This window comes from Flavobacterium sp. ARAG 55.4 (assembly GCF_051846875.1).
Classification (GTDB): domain Bacteria; phylum Bacteroidota; class Bacteroidia; order Flavobacteriales; family Flavobacteriaceae; genus Flavobacterium; species Flavobacterium plantiphilum.
Window position 1 is genome coordinate 134,698 of record NZ_JBPYCT010000010.1, and the last position, 17,205, is coordinate 151,902.

Annotated in this window: 17 protein-coding genes; 3 read left to right on the top strand and 14 right to left on the bottom strand. The window is 33.7% G+C overall.

Annotated elements, in window-relative coordinates:
• Nucleotide 1: 1 nt before the first annotated feature.
• Complete coding sequence (locus ACSV4D_RS12315; RefSeq protein WP_439228506.1) at nucleotides 2-601, top strand: 3'-5' exonuclease; 600 nt, start codon at nucleotides 2-4, stop codon at nucleotides 599-601.
• 40 nt (nucleotides 602-641) lie between these two features.
• Here the strand turns inward: ACSV4D_RS12315 and acs are convergent, their stop codons facing one another.
• From acs to ACSV4D_RS12380, 13 genes are all read right to left on the bottom strand, one after another.
• On the bottom strand, nucleotides 642-2,549 hold the full coding sequence (gene acs / locus ACSV4D_RS12320) for an acetate--CoA ligase (protein ID WP_439228507.1): 1,908 nt from the start codon (nucleotides 2,547-2,549) through the stop codon (nucleotides 642-644).
• Between the two features lie 375 nt (nucleotides 2,550-2,924).
• Nucleotides 2,925-3,371 carry a VOC family protein gene (locus tag ACSV4D_RS12325; RefSeq protein WP_439228508.1) on the bottom strand — a complete coding sequence of 149 codons (447 nt, stop codon included), beginning with the start codon at nucleotides 3,369-3,371 and terminating at the stop codon, nucleotides 2,925-2,927.
• A gap of 85 nt (nucleotides 3,372-3,456) precedes the next feature.
• On the bottom strand, nucleotides 3,457-3,831 hold the full coding sequence (locus ACSV4D_RS12330; RefSeq protein WP_439228509.1) for a hypothetical protein: 375 nt from the start codon (nucleotides 3,829-3,831) through the stop codon (nucleotides 3,457-3,459).
• A gap of 109 nt (nucleotides 3,832-3,940) precedes the next feature.
• Nucleotides 3,941-4,477, bottom strand: a complete 537-nt coding sequence (locus ACSV4D_RS12335; RefSeq protein WP_408079456.1) for a hypothetical protein — start codon at nucleotides 4,475-4,477, stop codon at nucleotides 3,941-3,943.
• Between the two features lie 156 nt (nucleotides 4,478-4,633).
• Nucleotides 4,634-4,813 (bottom strand): hypothetical protein, encoded by a 180-nt coding sequence (locus ACSV4D_RS12340; RefSeq protein WP_439228510.1) that lies wholly within the window; start codon nucleotides 4,811-4,813, stop codon nucleotides 4,634-4,636.
• A gap of 88 nt (nucleotides 4,814-4,901) precedes the next feature.
• Nucleotides 4,902-5,183 (bottom strand): hypothetical protein, encoded by a 282-nt coding sequence (locus ACSV4D_RS12345; protein WP_439228511.1) that lies wholly within the window; start codon nucleotides 5,181-5,183, stop codon nucleotides 4,902-4,904.
• A 3-nt stretch (nucleotides 5,184-5,186) separates the two neighbouring features.
• The gene (locus ACSV4D_RS12350) at nucleotides 5,187-5,657 is read right to left on the bottom strand and encodes a hypothetical protein (protein ID WP_439228512.1); all 471 of its coding nucleotides are present in this window, start codon (nucleotides 5,655-5,657) and stop codon (nucleotides 5,187-5,189) included.
• A 472-nt stretch (nucleotides 5,658-6,129) separates the two neighbouring features.
• The gene (ilvC, locus tag ACSV4D_RS12355) at nucleotides 6,130-7,602 is read right to left on the bottom strand and encodes a ketol-acid reductoisomerase (RefSeq protein WP_408079462.1); all 1,473 of its coding nucleotides are present in this window, start codon (nucleotides 7,600-7,602) and stop codon (nucleotides 6,130-6,132) included.
• 15 nt (nucleotides 7,603-7,617) lie between these two features.
• Entirely contained in the window at nucleotides 7,618-8,148 is a 531-nt protein-coding gene (gene ilvN, locus ACSV4D_RS12360) for an acetolactate synthase small subunit (protein ID WP_408079464.1), read from the bottom strand.
• 4 nt (nucleotides 8,149-8,152) lie between these two features.
• Nucleotides 8,153-9,841 carry a biosynthetic-type acetolactate synthase large subunit gene (ilvB, locus tag ACSV4D_RS12365; RefSeq protein WP_408079466.1) on the bottom strand — a complete coding sequence of 563 codons (1,689 nt, stop codon included), beginning with the start codon at nucleotides 9,839-9,841 and terminating at the stop codon, nucleotides 8,153-8,155.
• 88 nt (nucleotides 9,842-9,929) lie between these two features.
• Nucleotides 9,930-11,606 (bottom strand): dihydroxy-acid dehydratase, encoded by a 1,677-nt coding sequence (gene ilvD / locus ACSV4D_RS12370; protein WP_439228513.1) that lies wholly within the window; start codon nucleotides 11,604-11,606, stop codon nucleotides 9,930-9,932.
• A gap of 275 nt (nucleotides 11,607-11,881) precedes the next feature.
• Nucleotides 11,882-13,000: a 3-isopropylmalate dehydrogenase gene (leuB, locus tag ACSV4D_RS12375; RefSeq protein WP_439228514.1), complete on the bottom strand. Its 1,119-nt coding sequence runs from the start codon at nucleotides 12,998-13,000 to the stop codon at nucleotides 11,882-11,884.
• 62 nt (nucleotides 13,001-13,062) lie between these two features.
• Nucleotides 13,063-14,238: a 2-isopropylmalate synthase gene (locus ACSV4D_RS12380; protein ID WP_073243805.1), complete on the bottom strand. Its 1,176-nt coding sequence runs from the start codon at nucleotides 14,236-14,238 to the stop codon at nucleotides 13,063-13,065.
• A gap of 154 nt (nucleotides 14,239-14,392) precedes the next feature.
• Here ACSV4D_RS12380 and ACSV4D_RS12385 point away from each other — a divergent pair, with 154 nt between their 5' ends.
• Nucleotides 14,393-15,937 (top strand): hypothetical protein, encoded by a 1,545-nt coding sequence (locus ACSV4D_RS12385; protein WP_408079472.1) that lies wholly within the window; start codon nucleotides 14,393-14,395, stop codon nucleotides 15,935-15,937.
• Nucleotides 15,938-15,969: 32 nt separating this feature from the next.
• On the opposite strand, the gene ACSV4D_RS12390 is transcribed toward ACSV4D_RS12385, so the two are convergent.
• The gene (locus tag ACSV4D_RS12390; protein WP_408079474.1) at nucleotides 15,970-16,194 is read right to left on the bottom strand and encodes a hypothetical protein; all 225 of its coding nucleotides are present in this window, start codon (nucleotides 16,192-16,194) and stop codon (nucleotides 15,970-15,972) included.
• Nucleotides 16,195-16,417: 223 nt separating this feature from the next.
• Here ACSV4D_RS12390 and ACSV4D_RS12395 point away from each other — a divergent pair, with 223 nt between their 5' ends.
• Nucleotides 16,418-17,188: a DUF4369 domain-containing protein gene (locus ACSV4D_RS12395; protein ID WP_408079476.1), complete on the top strand. Its 771-nt coding sequence runs from the start codon at nucleotides 16,418-16,420 to the stop codon at nucleotides 17,186-17,188.
• Nucleotides 17,189-17,205 lie beyond the last annotated feature (17 nt).

A 17,205-nucleotide genomic window follows, 5' to 3' on the forward strand; every position in this document is an offset into this window, starting at 1 on the left:
TATGCTAGACTGGTTAAAAAATATAAATAAAGAACATCCGGAATTTTGGAAAGAATATTTGGCTAAATTTTCTAAAAAATCAAATCGGTATGTTATTATATCCACGGAATCCACAGGAGATTCTTTAGAGAAAGATGTTATCACCTATATCAGTGCTTTTGCTGTAGTAGATAATTCTATTTTGATAAAGGACAGTTTTGAAACTATTTTATTGCAGTATCGCTTTTTGCACGACAATCATCTTTCTAATGAATACATCATTGAAAGTAAGCTATTAAAATTATCCGAACCGGAAGCTTTAAAAACATTTGTTGAATATCTTGGGAATAGTATTCTTGTAGGTCATCAGGTAGAAAGAGATGTAGAAATGCTTAATGCAACTTTAGAACGACTCGATTGTGGAAAATTACGCAATGAGGCACTGGATATTGATATTATGCATCGAAAACTAAATGACCTTCCGGAAGAAAAAGAGTTTTCACTGGAGGAATTAACAGAAAACTACAACATCCACCAAACTAAAAATGATACTGTAACTGAAAAAGCATACAACATTGCTTTACTCTTTTTGAAACTAAAATTTAAATTGGGATTAAAATAAAAAAATAGCTGCTTCAAAAATGAAGCAGCTATTTTTTTTATTATTTCTTTTCGTTTTGAATCTCTTCAATAATTTCAGGATTCAGTAACGTACTGGTATCTCCGTAATCAGTGAAGTTACCTTCTGCAATTTTTCTGAGGATTCTTCGCATAATCTTACCGGAACGGGTTTTAGGCAATCCGGAAACGAACTGAATCTTATCTAATTTTGCAATCGGGCCTACGTGATCAGTAATATGCTGATTGATTTCGATAAATAAATTTTCTTTATTTCTGACTTCGCCAGTTTCTTTTAATATCACATAACCATATAAAGCATTTCCTTTTACATCATGAGGAAAACCTACAACAGCACTTTCGGCAACTGCCGGATGCTCATTAATCGCATCTTCAATAGGTGCTGTTCCTAAATTATGTCCGGAAACAATAATCACATCATCTACTCGACCTGTAATTCTGTAATACCCTACTTCATCTCGTAAAGCACCGTCTCCTGTAAAATATTTTCCGGGATATTGAGAAAAATAAGTGTCTTTATAACGCTGGTGGTCATTCCAGATTGTTCTTGCCATTCCCGGCCATGGAAATTTGATGCACAAACTACCTACAACCTGATTCCCTTCAATTTCATTGCGTTTGTCATCCATCAATACTGCCTGAATTCCAGGTAAAGGGAAAGTCGCATACGTTGGTTTTGTTGGGGTAATAAAAGCTAATGGCGAAATCATAATTCCTCCTGTTTCCGTTTGCCACCAGGTATCCACAACAGGGCATTTTTTATCTCCTACGTGATCGTTAAACCAGTGCCAGGCTTCCTCATTGATAGGTTCACCTACTGAACCAATAACTTTTAAGCTTTTTAAAGGATATTTTTGAACGTATTCTAATTTTTCTTTTGCTAAAGCTCTGATAGCTGTTGGTGCTGTATAAAACTGGCTCACTTTATGTTTTTCAATCACCTGCCAGAAACGACTGTGATCAGGATAAGATGGAACTCCCTCAAAAATTACTGTGGTAGCTCCATTTAATAAAGGTCCGTATAATATATAAGAATGTCCTGTTATCCAGCCAATATCGGCGGTACACCAGTGCACATCATTTTCTTCATAGCTAAATACATTTTTAAAAGTATAAGCGGTAAAAACCATATAACCTGCAGTAGTGTGCACCATTCCTTTCGGATTTCCTGTAGATCCGGAAGTGTAAAGGATAAACAGAGGATCTTCTGCATCCATGATTTCGGCAACACTATTATCTGAAGCTTCATCTAATAAAGGCTGTAACCAAATGTCTCTGCCTTCTGTCATGTTTACTGCTGTGTTGGTTCTTTTTACTACCAAAACGGTGCTAACTGACTGACAATTTTGTAATGCTTCATCAACAATCTCCTTAAGTTCGATAGTTTTAGCCCCACGGAAACCACCATCTGAAGTAATTACCATTTTACTTTGACTGTCATTAATTCTGGTTGCTAAAGCTTTAGAGGAAAAACCGGCAAAAACTACTGAGTGTATCGCTCCAATTCTTGCACAGGCTAAAATAGCTACTGCTAATTCGGGAATCATAGGCAAATAAATACACACCCGATCTCCTTTTTTAATGCCCTGCTCACGCAAAACATTTGCCATTTTACACACTCTCTGGTGCAATTCATTATAGGTAATATGTAACGCTTCTTCGTCAGGATTGTTGGGTTCAAAAATTATAGCCGTTTTCTCCCCTCTTTTGTTTAGATGTCTGTCAATACAGTTTTTGGTAACATTTAATTTAGCCCCTGCAAACCATTGAACATCGGCTTCAGTCATGTCAAATTCTACCACTTTATCCCATGGCTGGTACCAGGTAAAATTTTCTTCTGCTATTTTTCCCCAAAACTTTCTTGGTTCGCGAATTGATTTATTGTAATGCTTAAAATATTGCTCTAAATTATCAACTTTATAGTAACTCATCCTTTGTTTATATTTTTTATAAATATATTAAATCTCTATCTATTCTTTTAAAAAAATAAATCATTAATCAGTGCAATTTAATTAAAATAACGAAAAAGAATCTTAATAAAAATGCAAAATCATGAAAAAACGCTTTAATACTGATTATTTTTAAAATATCAAAAAGCGAACTTTCCGGCTACTTTGCTTATTTTTAATTAACAAGAAGTCTAATTTGTGTGATTTCTCACTAGAGTCATTTCTTTAGGGGTCGTAAGATTTTTTTGAGTGAATTATTACCCAAATCCAATTAAATTATTTTTTATTTCTAATGAAACCCCGTTAATTAAACTAATTAATACAACAAAGTTGTAATTTCAATAAGTTAATTGGATTTTATTTAAGTACCTGAGCAATTCCAATTAAAATCCCTTCCGGACCACGAATATAACACAATCTATAAGCGTCCTGATAATGCACTACTTCGTCTACAAGTTGTGCACCATGCTTGTAAAGTCTTTCTAAAGTATCATCAATATCAGCCACGGCAAACATGACACGTAAATATCCCAGGGAATTTACCGGAGCGGTACGATGATCTTCTATTACTTCTGGATTTATGAATCTTGATAGTTCGAGTCGGCTGTGGCCATCGGGTGTTACCATCATGGCAATTTCTACAGATTGATTGCCAAGACCAGTTACACGACCCGCCCATTCGCCTTCAATCATGGCTCTTCCTTCTAATTCTAAGCCGAGTTCTTGGAAAAAAGCAATAGCATTGTCTAGCGATTCTACCACAATCCCCACATTGTCCATTCGGAGTAAATTGCTTTTTGACATTGTCTTAGATTTAAGTTTATACAAATATTGAAATCATCACACCTGTATTCCGCAAACTTGTCGATTAGGGTGCCACAACTTACACTTACTTCTTTTCTGTTGTTTGTAAATTAAATACTGTTCCTGCCGGGTCTTGTATCCAATGCATGTTTTTAGGTATTTCCTCAATTTCATCACAGGTTTCTACCCCATTTGACAACAAATATTCCTGTGCCTCACCAACATTTGGAACCGTTAGCTGCAACCAGGTTTCTGAATGAGTGTAGTTGTCTACACAGTCTAACCAAATTACATTATTACCAAATTTTACTTCGTGAGTTCTGGAAACAGTGGGATTCGTAATTGGTTTTTCTTCTACCTCTAATTTTAAAATGTCTCTGTAAAAAGCCACTGTTTTATCATATTTACTTTTAGGAATTTTTATCGCAATATTAATTCCAGCTTCAAATTTTATATCCATGGTCTTAATGATTTTTTAGGTTGATTTAAAGTTTTGAGTTCAAATTTTGAATTACAAATATTTACCGCAAATTCGCAAATTATTTTCAAACTAGTAGATTTTAACGCATTTAGTCTTCAAGTTTTACAAATTTGCTTTTGATAGTATCTAACAAATATAGTTCGGGCTTACAATAAGCACAATCTTTAGAATAATAACCTACGCTATCTGGAGGATTTACAATCAATAATCTACTGTTTATTTTAAATTCGTAACCTACACTTGAAGCAGGAATTTCTATTAATTTTCCATTTTGTGCATTTATTGCTATTCCAACAGCACAAGGTGAGCCACATCCCCAATAATTGATAATATATTTTCCTGCAAAATTTATCTCTTCCTTTTCAAATGATTGTTTAATTCTGGTTTTGTAATATCTTGAAAATGTACTGATATTTGTATTCAGTTCTAAATTGGATTTTGTTGACAGTATTTTTTTTACGGGGAAGGAATCAAATTTATATTTTGTTTCAAATTTTATTTTTCCACATTCTAATTTGTTTATATTTTTTTTTATCGGCACATTTTGTTGCAAATAATTATCTTTTTTGCATCCATAAATTAGGATGAAAAATATAAGAATTTTAAATAAAATTATTTGTTTCATTTTGAATAGTGATAAACAGGATTGAAATGGTGGCTGAACAAAAATATTAAGTAATAAGTTATTAGCGGCTAGCTCTATATCGCAACACCGCTTCCGGCAATGACTTTTAATTGGTCGTCAAACATTTTCCAAACTCGCAAATAACGAAAATTTCCTTCAAAGTGTTGCTCCAGCATTTTCCCCCGCAATAGAACCAGTTCCGCAACCAACATCTAAAACTGACATTCCTTCCTTCAAAATCGATTTAAGAGTTCTGTTATCAACATTTAAACTTCTATTGTCAAATATTTTTGTTGCTGCCTGTCCGTCTCTTTCTATATGTTTATTGTTTTTCATTTATGCTTGTTTTTATTTATTTACAACTTGAAGACAGGTTTTTAATTTCTTTGGATGTACAAGCGGGACGCTTGCACCAGCTGAGGGCTTAATTAAATGTATAATTATGAAAGCTTATTACTTTACCTGACTTTAAATGTTTTAATTGGAAAGAACTTCCGCCAATAATATCTGATTTACTTCCGAATTCAAATTCATCACCCATTTCTAAACTGATGTTATTTGGATTCAAATATTCTGATTTTATTGTAAAGTTTTGATTTGCATTTGCGGTTAAGGTTATTTCTAATTTTTCGTTGTCTAAAGACTTAATTTTAAGATTCGTATCTAAAACTAAATTTTTCTTTTCAAAAGGATTTTCGAATTTCATATTTTAAGTATTTATTTTTTCGAGGAGAAGCTGCAATAATTCATTTGCATTTTTAAAATTATCTTTTTGTTCATCTATGACTTGAATATCTTTAACGCCGTGAAAAAGATTATTTCGGAATCTATAGACAATTATAACCATTGCTAAAATTATATCATGTACGTTTTCATTATTTCCTAGTAAAACTTCGGCTACAAGTTCTTGTCTATCGCTTTGTCTAAAATTTAAATGTTGAAATCTACCGTTTAAAGTTGAATTGGTAACATATCTATTTTTAAAGTAATCCAAAAATCTTTGAAAATCATTGATATCAAATTGATGCTGTTGTAACTCTTGTTCGGTTGTCGCGATTGAGAAATTTGAAAGACATACATAACTATCAAATACGTTCCAAATCAAAGCGAAATCTTTGACGCTCGTTAAATCTTCTTCGTTTAAATTAATTCCAAACCTGTTGTTTAACCAATTTCTCATCATGTCTGATTTATGTTCGATGTTTTTTGCGCTTGCAGCTAACTTGTTTATACTCGCTATAAAGTAGCGCTTATACACCCAAAATTGGGTCGATTGTCGCTATTAAGTAACTTTATTTATTCTCAAATATATAAAATTTATCATACAAATTATTAATTTGAGAATATTTACTAAAAGCCCTTTAATTGTGGAGTTACTAGATGAGATTGCTTTGCTTCGTGCCTCGCAACTCCTCGCAATGAACTATTGGGTGGTGAATTATGGAAACAACTCCTTCTTCCTTAGCCCTGATGGTAGCGGCATCCTTTTTATTTTGTCCTTCGACAGGCTCAGGATGACAAAATAAAAGATACAGCGGACAGCAGGAACAATAGCGTTTAAATAAAGAAAAAGTGCTGCTCCTGAAAATTAGGCACAAAAAAAGGCGAAGTAAACAAATACTCCGCCTTTTTGGAATTAACAATAATTGTAATTATACAATTTTTTTCATTGCAGTCATTGATTCTCTCAACCATGCTCCCACTTCTTCAACTGGGTGGTTACGGATGATATCATTTACTTCAATTAATTCTTTATTATCTACACCGTTGTTTCCGTTGTTAAATGGACGACCAATTAAGTTTGATGGTGCATTTTTAACGTACTCAGCGATTAATGGCTTACAAGCGTGGTCAAATAAGTAACATCCGTACTCAGCTGTATCAGAGATTACACGGTTCATTTCGAACAATTTCTTTCTTGCAATAGTGTTTGCAATAAGTGGTGTTTCGTGTAATGACTCGTAGTAAGCAGACTCTTCGATGATTCCTGAATCAGTCATTGCTTCGAAAGCTAATTCTACTCCGGCTTTAACCATAGCTACCATTAATACTCCATTATCGTAGTATTCCTGCTCAGAGATTTCAACGTCTCCAGCTGGAGTTTTTTCAAAATTAGTTGCTTCAGTAGCAGCTCTCCAGGTTAATAAGTTTTTATCGTCATTAGCCCAGTCTTCCATCATTGTTTTAGAGAAATGACCTGAGATAATATCATCCATATGTTTCTGGAACAACGGACGCATGATGTCTTTTAATTCTTCTGCTACATTAAAAGCAGCGATTTTAGCAGGATTAGACAAACGGTCCATCATGTTAGTGATACCACCATGTTTTAATCCTTCTGTGATAGTTTCCCATCCGTATTGGATTAATTTAGATGCATATCCTGGCTCAATTCCTTCAGCTACCATTTTGTCAAAACACAAGATAGACCCTGTTTGTAACAAACCACAAAGGATAGTTTGCTCTCCCATTAAATCTGATTTTACTTCCGCTACGAAAGAAGAACGTAAAACCCCTGCTCTGTTTCCTCCTGTTGCAACAGCATAAGCTTTTGCCTGATCTAAACCTACTCCGTTTGGATCATTTTCAGGGTGAACAGCGATTAGTGTAGGTACACCAAATCCTCTTTTGTATTCTTCACGTACTTCAGAACCCGGACATTTAGGAGCACACATAATAACTGTTAAGTCTTTACGAATTTGCATTCCTTCCTCTACGATATTAAAACCATGAGAATATGATAAAGTAGCTCCTTGCTTCATTAATGGCATAATTGCAGTAACTACAGCAGTATGTTGTTTATCTGGTGTAAGGTTACATACTAAATCAGCAGTTGGAATTAATTCTTCATAAGTTCCCACATTGAAACCATTCTCAGTAGCATTTCTGTAAGAAGCTCTTTTTTCAGCAATAGCTTCAGCACGCAAAGCGTAAGAAATATCTAAACCTGAATCTCTCATGTTCAACCCCTGGTTTAAACCCTGAGCACCACAACCAACAATAACTACTTTTTTACCTTTTAAAGCTTCGATTCCATTAGCAAATTCTGATTGATCCATGAATTCGCATACGCCTAATTGTTCTAATTGTAATCTAAGTGGTAATGAATTGAAATAATTTGCCATTTTTTAATATTTAATTTATGATTTTAATTCCTCTAATAATAAACTTGTAACTTCCATTTTTTCTTTAGAAACAGAAATTCTTCCTGAACGTACAAATTGCATAATTCCAAAAGGCTTTAATTTTGAATGCAATTCTTCAATTTCAGAACGTCTTCCTGATTTTGATATAACAAAAAAGTCTCTGGATACGGTAACAATTTCAGAATGACTTTCTTTGATGATGTTTTGAATTTGTCTCTCGTCAAATAACAAATTAGAAGCGATTTTAAATAAAGCACTTTCCAGGAAGATAGTCTCTTCATCTACGTGATAAAAAGCTTTGATAACTTCAATTTGTTTTTCAATCTGACCTACAATGTTCTGTACCCATTTTTCAGTAGTATCTACTACGATTACAAATCTGGAAACGTTTTCAATTTCAGATTCGGATACATTTAAACTCAATATATTAATGTGGCGTTTCAGGAATATCCCGGATATTCTGTTTAGTAAGCCTACATTGTTTTCTGAATAAACAGAAATAGTGAATGTTTTATTTTCTTCCATAATATTAACTTAATCTGATGTCAGAAACCGAAGCTCCTGTTGGAATCATTGGAAATACGTTGTTCTCTTTCTCCACCATAACTTCAAGGAAATAAGAGTCTTTAGAAGCTAACATTTCAGCTATTGCTTCATCTAATTCTTCTCTTTTAGTTACTTTTCTGGCTTTGATATAATAACCTTCTGCAATAGCACAGAAATTTGGATTAGTCATCACCGTTGAAGCATATCTGTAGTCAAAAAACAATTCCTGCCATTGACGTACCATTCCTAAAAATTCGTTGTTTAACACTACAATTTTAACCGGAACCTGTGTCTGATGAATCGTTCCTAATTCCTGGATGTTCATCTGAAAACCACCATCACCAATAATAGCTACTACTTCACGATCGGGTCTTCCCATTTTAGCACCTATGGCTGCCGGCAAAGCGAACCCCATAGTTCCTAATCCTCCGGAAGTAACATTACTCTTAGTTTGATTGAATTTAGCATAACGGCAGGTAAACATCTGGTGTTGTCCTACGTCAGAGACCATAATTGCATCACCATTAGAATGTTTATTGATCATTTCAATAGTTTCTCCCATCGAAATTCCTTTACCGTTTGTTGGCGCTAACTCTTCGTTGATAACTGCATCTAATTCAATTTCGTATTTCTTCTTGAATTCATTATGCCATTCTTCGTGAGAATTCTTTTCAATAAGTGGTAACAAAGCCGTTAATGCCTCTTTTAAATCAGCTAATACAGCAACTTCTGTTTTAACGTTTTTATCAATTTCAGCAGGGTCAATTTCAAAATGAACAACCTTGGCCTGTTTGGCATAAGTAGCTAAATTTCCAGTTACACGATCATCAAAACGCATTCCTAATGCAATTAATACATCACATTCGTTTGTTAAAATGTTAGGACCGTAATTTCCGTGCATCCCTACCATTCCTACGTTTAACTCATGTTCAGTAGGCAAGGCAGAAAGTCCTAAAATAGTCCAGGCTGCAGGAATACCTGATTTTTCAATTAAAGCTTTCAGTTCTTCTTCGGCCTTACTTAAAATAATTCCCTGACCAAAAATGATCATTGGCTTTTTAGCCGAATTGATTAATTGAGCCGCTTCCTGAACCTTATTCATTTTTAAAACAGGTTTAGGATGATAGCTTCTGATATCTGAACATTTTTTATAACTAAAATCTAATGTATCAAATTGGGCATTTTTAGTAATATCAACTAATACCGGTCCGGGACGGCCGGAACGCGCAATATAAAACGCTTTTGCCATAATTTCCGGAATCTCATCTGCTTCTGTAATTTGGTAATTCCATTTGGTTACCGGAGTCGAAATTCCGATAATATCTGTTTCCTGGAATGCATCTGAACCCAGTAAATGTTTCCCTACTTGTCCGGTAATACATACCATTGGTGTAGAATCGATTTGCGCATCGGCAATTCCCGTAACTAAGTTAGTAGCTCCCGGTCCGGAAGTTGCAATCGCTACTCCTACTTTTCCGGTTGCTCTGGCAAACCCCTGAGCAGCATGCGCAGCTCCTTGTTCGTGACGCACCAAAACATGGTGCAATTGATCCTGAAATTTATATAATTCGTCATAAACCGGCATAATAGCACCACCCGGGTAACCATAAACCAAATCTACTCCTTCGGCTAATAAGCATCTGATAACTGCTTCTGCTCCTGATATTTTCATAATTTATCTTTTCAAAAAACTCAATCGTAACAACAGTATTAAATCAATTAGATTCTTAGTGTTCTGCTGTTACAACTGATATTATTATTTAATATTTGTCAGTAACACATCCTTCAGATGCACTGGATACTGAACGCATATATTTAAGTAAAACTCCTTGTTTAATTGGTGATTCCGGTTTTTTCCAATTGGCTTTACGTTTCGCTAATTCTTCATCGGAGATTTGCATATTGATGGTATTTTTTACCGCATCAATTGTAATAACATCTCCATTTTCGATTAAAGCAATTCCGCCACCTTCGTAAGCTTCCGGAGTTACATGTCCTACTACGAAACCGTGAGAACCTCCAGAGAAACGTCCGTCAGTGATTAAAGCTACCGTACTTCCTAAACCAGCTCCCATAATAGCAGAAGTTGGTTTTAGCATTTCAGACATTCCGGGACCACCTTTTGGGCCGCAATAGCGGATGATGACGACATTCCCCGGTTTCACTTCCCCGGCTTGAATTCCTCTTATAACTTCTTTTTCTCCTTCAAAAACGACAGCTGTACCTTCAAAAAATTCTCCTTCTTTACCGCTGATTTTTGCCACACAACCTTCTGAAGCAATATTTCCATATAAAATTTGAATATTTCCAGTTGGTTTTAATGCTTTATGAATTTCAAAAATTACTTCCTGTCCATCATTTAAATCCGGAACTGAAGCCAAATTTTCGGCAATAGTTTTACCTGTTACAGTTAAACAATCTCCGTGTAAGAAACCTTCTTTTAATAAATATTTCATTACTGCCGGTACTCCACCAACATTGTGTAAATCTTCCATTAAATATTTCCCACTTGGTTTCAAGTCGGCTAATAATGGCGTTTTATCACTGATATCCTGAAAATCTTTCAAAGTTAATTCGATACCCACTGAATGAGCCATGGCAATTAAGTGCATTACCGCATTGGTAGAACCTCCTAAAACAGCAACCATTGTAATTGCATTTTCAAAAGCTTTACGCGTCATAATGTCACGTGGCTTGATATCTTTTTCCAGTAATATTCTGATAGCTTTTCCTGCATCAATACATTCTTGTTTTTTTTCAGGACTTAAAGCTGGATTGGAAGAACTGTATGGCAAACTCATTCCCAAAGCTTCAATTGCTGATGACATTGTATTAGCGGTGTACATTCCACCACAGGCACCTGCACCGGGACAGGCATTTTGAATTACTCCTTTAAAATCTTCCGGAGTAATTGTATTTTTAATTTTCTTACCTAAAGCTTCAAAAGCAGAAACAATATTTAAATCTTCTCCTTTCCATTTTCCCGGATGAATAGATCCTCCGTAAACCATTATAGAAGGACGATTTACTCTTCCCATAGCCATTAAAGCTCCCGGCATGTTTTTATCACAACCCGGAACAGCAATCATACCGTCATACCATTGTGCTCCCATTACAGTTTCGATAGAGTCAGCAATCACATCACGCGAAACTAAAGAAAAACGCATTCCGTCATTCCCATTAGAAATACCATCACTTACTCCAATAGTATTGAAAATCAGTCCTACTAAATCTTCTTTCCATACTCCGGTTTTTATATCCTGAGCCAGATCATTCAGGTGCATGTTACATGGGTTTCCATCATATCCCATACTTACAATACCTACCTGAGCTTTTTTAAGATCTTCTTCAGTTAATCCCAGTGCATACAACATTGCCTGAGAGGCCGGTTGTGTTTCATCCTGAGTAATTGTCCTGCTATATTTATTTAATTCCATTGTATTTTTATTTTATTTTTTGTCTAATATAATTCCAAAAAAAAACTCCCAATTGATGGGAGTTATATAATATTATTTTTCAATTATATTAATAGCTTCCCTTATGCACTTGTTGATACAACAATGACATTAACGACAGAAACTATTACAATTGAATTTTTCATTTTCTTTTTTTGATGCAACAAAAGTATAAAAACCTTTATATTTAAAAAAATAAAAAATAAAATTTTACGAATTTCTTATCATTAAATGTAATTATCTGTCAAAACATTCTATTATACTATTGTCGATTGCCCTAAATGTACATTATCATTATTAAAATACATCAGATCATCTTTGTTTAAAATAAAGTTCGAAACAAATTCTCCTACTTCATTGGTTCCAAATTTAGTATCTGAATTTAAATCTATAGTAACCACATTGTATTCTATTGCTTTCTCCACCCCTTCATAGATTTTTTTAGCCTCTTCAGTTAAACCAAAATGTTCTAACAACATTGCTGCCGATAGTATTGCCGCAAACGGATTAGCAATATTTCTTCCTTTAGCATGCGGATAAGAACCATGTACGGGTTCAAACAACGCATTTTTTCTTCCTAAAGATGCTGACGGCAAAACTCCGATAGAACCTGTAATTACACTGGCTTCATCAGACAACATATCTCCAAATAAATTTCCTGTCAAAATAACATCAAATTGTTTTGGATTCGATATAATCTGTTTTGCTGCATTATCTGCAAATAAAAAATCCAGTACCACATCAGGATAATCTGTACTAATCTTTTTAACTACTTTTCTCCACAAACGGGAAGATTCTAAAACATTAGCCATATCTACTAATGTGAGCTTTTTTCTTCTCTTTTGTGCAGACTGAAAAGCCAGATGGGCAATTCTTGTAATCTCATCTTCTGAATACTCACATAAATCAGAAGCGACTGTTCCGGATGCATTCAGTTTTTTTTCGCCAAAATAAATTCCGGCTGTCAGTTCTCTGTAAATAACAAAATCTACACCTTCTACAATTTCTCTTTTTAAAGGAGAAACATCAAGCAAACCTTTAAAAGGCTTAAGCGGTCTGATATTTGCAAAAAGCCCCAACTCTTTTCTCAACTTTAACAATCCATTTTCCGGACCGGAATCTGAAGCGGTATCAACACCATATTTAGGGTCTCCAATTGCTCCAAGTAAAACAGCATCAGTATTAAGACACAAATTCAAGGTTTGCTCAGGAAGTGAAGAACCTGTTTTATCCAGCGCAACAGCACCTATAAGTGCGTCTTCAAAAATAAAATCATGCTCATAAACCACCCCTACAGCATACAAGGCTTTTTTGGCCTGCAAAATTACCTCCGGTCCTATCCCGTCTCCCGATAATACAGCTACTTTTAAGTTCATGTGGATTGTTTTTTTAATTAAAAAGCTGCAAATTTAATCATTTAAAAACTCCTAATCCCTAACTATCGCTTAATTAAATCACCTTCTATTTTTGAAGCTGCTATAATCAAATGAATATCGTCATCTAAAACTTCTTTTTTAACATCAGCAAATTTCAAAAACTCAACATAAACCACATCTAATTGTGTTTTTGTCAATTCGTAACCTACTTTTTTAGCACGGTAAGCTAATGCTGCCCTACCACTTCTGGCAGTAAGCACAATTGATGATTCATTGACTCCTACATCTACAGGATCAATAATTTCATAAGTAGCTCTGTTTTTAATCACACCGTCCTGATGAATTCCGGAGCTGTGTGCGAAAGCATTTGCTCCCACAATTGCTTTATTTGGCTGTACCATCATCCCCATACTTTCAGAAACCAAACGACTCATTTCATTTAGTTGTCTGGTATTGATATCTGTATATAAATTCAAATCCGGATGTTGCTTAAATATCATTACTACTTCTTCAAGTGCTGTATTTCCGGCTCTTTCACCAATACCATTAATAGTACATTCTATCTGACGTGCGCCATTAATAGCTCCTGAAATAGAATTGGCTGTTGCCATACCTAAATCATTATGACAGTGGCATGATATAGTTACATTATCAATCCCTTTTACATTTTCTTTAAGGTATTTTATTTTGGCACCATATTCATCAGGCAGACAGTATCCGGTTGTATCAGGAATATTCAACACTGTAGCTCCTGATTTAATAACTTCTTCACACACTTGTGCCAAGAATGCATTATCAGTTCTTCCGGCGTCTTCTGCATAAAACTCTACGTCTTCCACATAAGATTTTGCATGAGCTACAGCTGCTTTTGCTCTGGCTATAATATCTTCTCTGGTAGTATTTAACTTGTGTAAAATATGAGAATCAGATGTTCCAATACCCGTATGAATACGTGGTCTTTTTGCGTGTTTTAAAGCTGCAGCAGCCACATCGATATCATTTTTAACCGCTCTGGTAAGACCACAAACTGTAGCATTTTGTACAATTTTACTAATCTCCGTAACAGATAAAAAATCTCCGGGACTGGAAACAGGAAATCCGGCTTCGATGATATCAACTCCCATTCCGTCTAATCGTTCAGCTATAATGAGTTTCTGATTGGTATCTAATTTACATCCCGGGACTTGTTCGCCATCACGCAAAGTGGTATCAAAAATTTGGACTTTCTCTCTATTCATTTTCATTTATTTAATGTAATTTCACATCTTGATAACAAAAATATATTCTTTACTTTGTATATAAAATTCATTTTATTTGAATATACTGTTCATAAGCCTATCAAAGAAGGTTTAAATAATTAAAAATCAACTAGTTAAATCTATTTATTTTACAATGGCTAACCATCAAAAAGATTTTTTATTCGTTCTGATAAAGTCCTTATCCAAATCTGAAAAACGACAATTTAAGATTTTCGCGAGTCGATTGGAGACCAGTTCGAATACAAAATTCATTGAACTATTTAATATTTTAGACAAATCAGAAAGTTATGATGAGAAACTTATTTTAAAAAGTGGCATCATTAAAAAAGTACAATTATCAAATTTAAAATCGTATTTGTACAAGCAAATATTAGTAAGTATAAGACTAAATATTCCCAGTCAGAATATCCGTTATCAGCTAAGAGAGCAAATCGACTTTGCAACTATATTATACAATAAAGGTTTGTATAAGCAAAGTTTGAAGATTTTGGATAAAACCAAAACCCAGGCCATAGAAAATGACGAAAAGTTAATGGCTTATGAAATTGTAGAATTTGAAAAACTAATCGAATCGCAATACATCACCCGAAGTATTCAGGGACGTGCCGACGAATTAGTTATTCAGGCAAAAGAATTGAATTACCAAAATACCATTTCCAGCAAACTGTCTAATTTATCTTTACAGCTGTATGGAATCATGCTTAAAACGGGCTATGTAAAAAGTGATGAAGAATATAATTATATTGACGATTATTTCAACAAACATATATCTAAATTAGACGAAAACAAGTTTGGCTTCCGGGAAAAGTACTGGTTTTACAATGCTAACCTATGGCGTAGTTTCTTAGTTCAGGACTTTTTGGGCAGTTATAAATTTGCCTCTAAATGGGTAACTCTTTTTTACGACAATTCAAATATGATTTTCTTAAATCCGGTGTTTTTCCTAAAAGGAAATAACTATTTACTGGAATCCTTATACATGTTAAAGTATCAAACCAAATTCAAAAAATACTTAACATTACTCGAAGAAACCATTAAAGACCCCCGTTTTCCTATTAATGATAACATCGCCTCATTAGCATTTTTATACGTTTACAACAATAAATTAAATTATCATATCATGGAAGGAACTTTTGCGGAAAGCGAATATTTAATTCCTGAGGTTTTAAACAAATTAAAAATTCACAACGAACATTTAGACGAACATCACGAAATGTTGTTTTTCTATAAAATTGCCAGTATTTATTTTGGTATTGAAAAATACAATGAATCTATTTTCTATTTAGAAAAAATCATTAATAATAAAAATTTGAGTATGCGTGAAGATTTAATGTGTTTTGCACGCATCTTATGCCTGATTGCTCATTATGAACTTGGAAAAGATTATTATTTAGAAAGCCAGTTGAAAAACACTTATAAATTTCTAATCAAAATGAATGATTTGCATGAAGTTCAGAAAGAAATTATCCGATTCCTTAAAAACCTGAATTCTATTTATCCAAGCGATATCAAAAAAGAGTTTGTAAAAATGAAAGAACGTTTTATAGAATTAGAACAAAATACTTATGAAAAAAGAGCTTTTCTGTATCTCGACATTATTTCCTGGCTGGAAAGTAAAATAGAAAACCGAAAAATAAGTGATATTATCAAAGAAAAAGCAAAATTGAGTAACCGATAATAACAAAGAGAGAAATAAAACTTCTCTCTTTGTTATTTCAATTCTTTTCTGCCCCGGAGTATATCTTTAAATGAGCAACATTTTACCACTTCTTCTTCCCCATCAATCATAATAGGTAAATAAATAAATTCTACTTCTGAAAGATCCTCTTTCAAATAAAAAGCTACGTCATCAAACTTAAAAAACCATTCTTTATCATACTGTCGTTTATGGATTGTTGCATCTTTTATCAGCAATATCTCTTTTAATCGTCTCATAAATGGTTTAATTTTTTACAAAAATAATCCAGTCCTATAATTAAAACAAATTCTCCAACTTGCTTTTCAAATTATTATTATAGCATTGTTTTAACTATTGTACAGAATCATTCCTATATATGCACTAATATTGATAATTATAACAAAAATTTAGCGATTAAAATTATTGCTGTTTTATAAATTTAAATACTTTTGCACACTTAACTAATTTAACTAATTAATAATGAAAAAATTATTTTTATTACTTTCTGCCTCTGCCGTACTATTTTCTTGTAGTAAAGTTGGTAAAGACGAATACATTATCACAGGTACTGCAAAAGGAATTGAAAACGGAAAAACTGTAATTCTTCAAACACAGGATCCAAGCGGAATGGGTGGATTAATAAACATTGATACTGTAAAAGTTGAGAATGGTAAATTTGAAATTAAAGGAAAAGTTACAGAACCTTCTTTTCATGTACTTCAATTAGAATCGGTTAATGATAAAATTCCATTTATTCTTGAAGAAGGAGAAATTAACATTGAAGTTAACAAAGATAGTATTCAAAAATCTAAAATTTCCGGTACATACAACAATGACGAATATGTGAAATTCAATGAGGAAATGAAAGTGGTTCAAAAGAAATTAATTGATTTTCAATCAGCTAATATGCTTAAAATGAATCAGGCTCAACAAACTAAAGACACGGCAACTATTACTAGTCTGATGAATGAATATCAAAAGATTCAGGAAGAAGTGGGTACTAAATCTAAAGAAAAATACATTACTTATGCTGAATCACACCCAAAATCTTTTATTAGTGCTTTAATCATTCAAAGCATGTTACAAGATCCTTCTGCTGATGTAAAACAAGCAGAAAAAATCTATAATGGTTTTGATGAAGAATTGAAAAACACTAAACCAGGTAAAGCTATTAAAGAAAGACTTACTGCTGTAAATTCTTCTGTACCGGGTGCTCCGGGAGCTGCTCCTGCGCCAGGTGACGCTAAATGAAGAGCAGATTTTTCAGC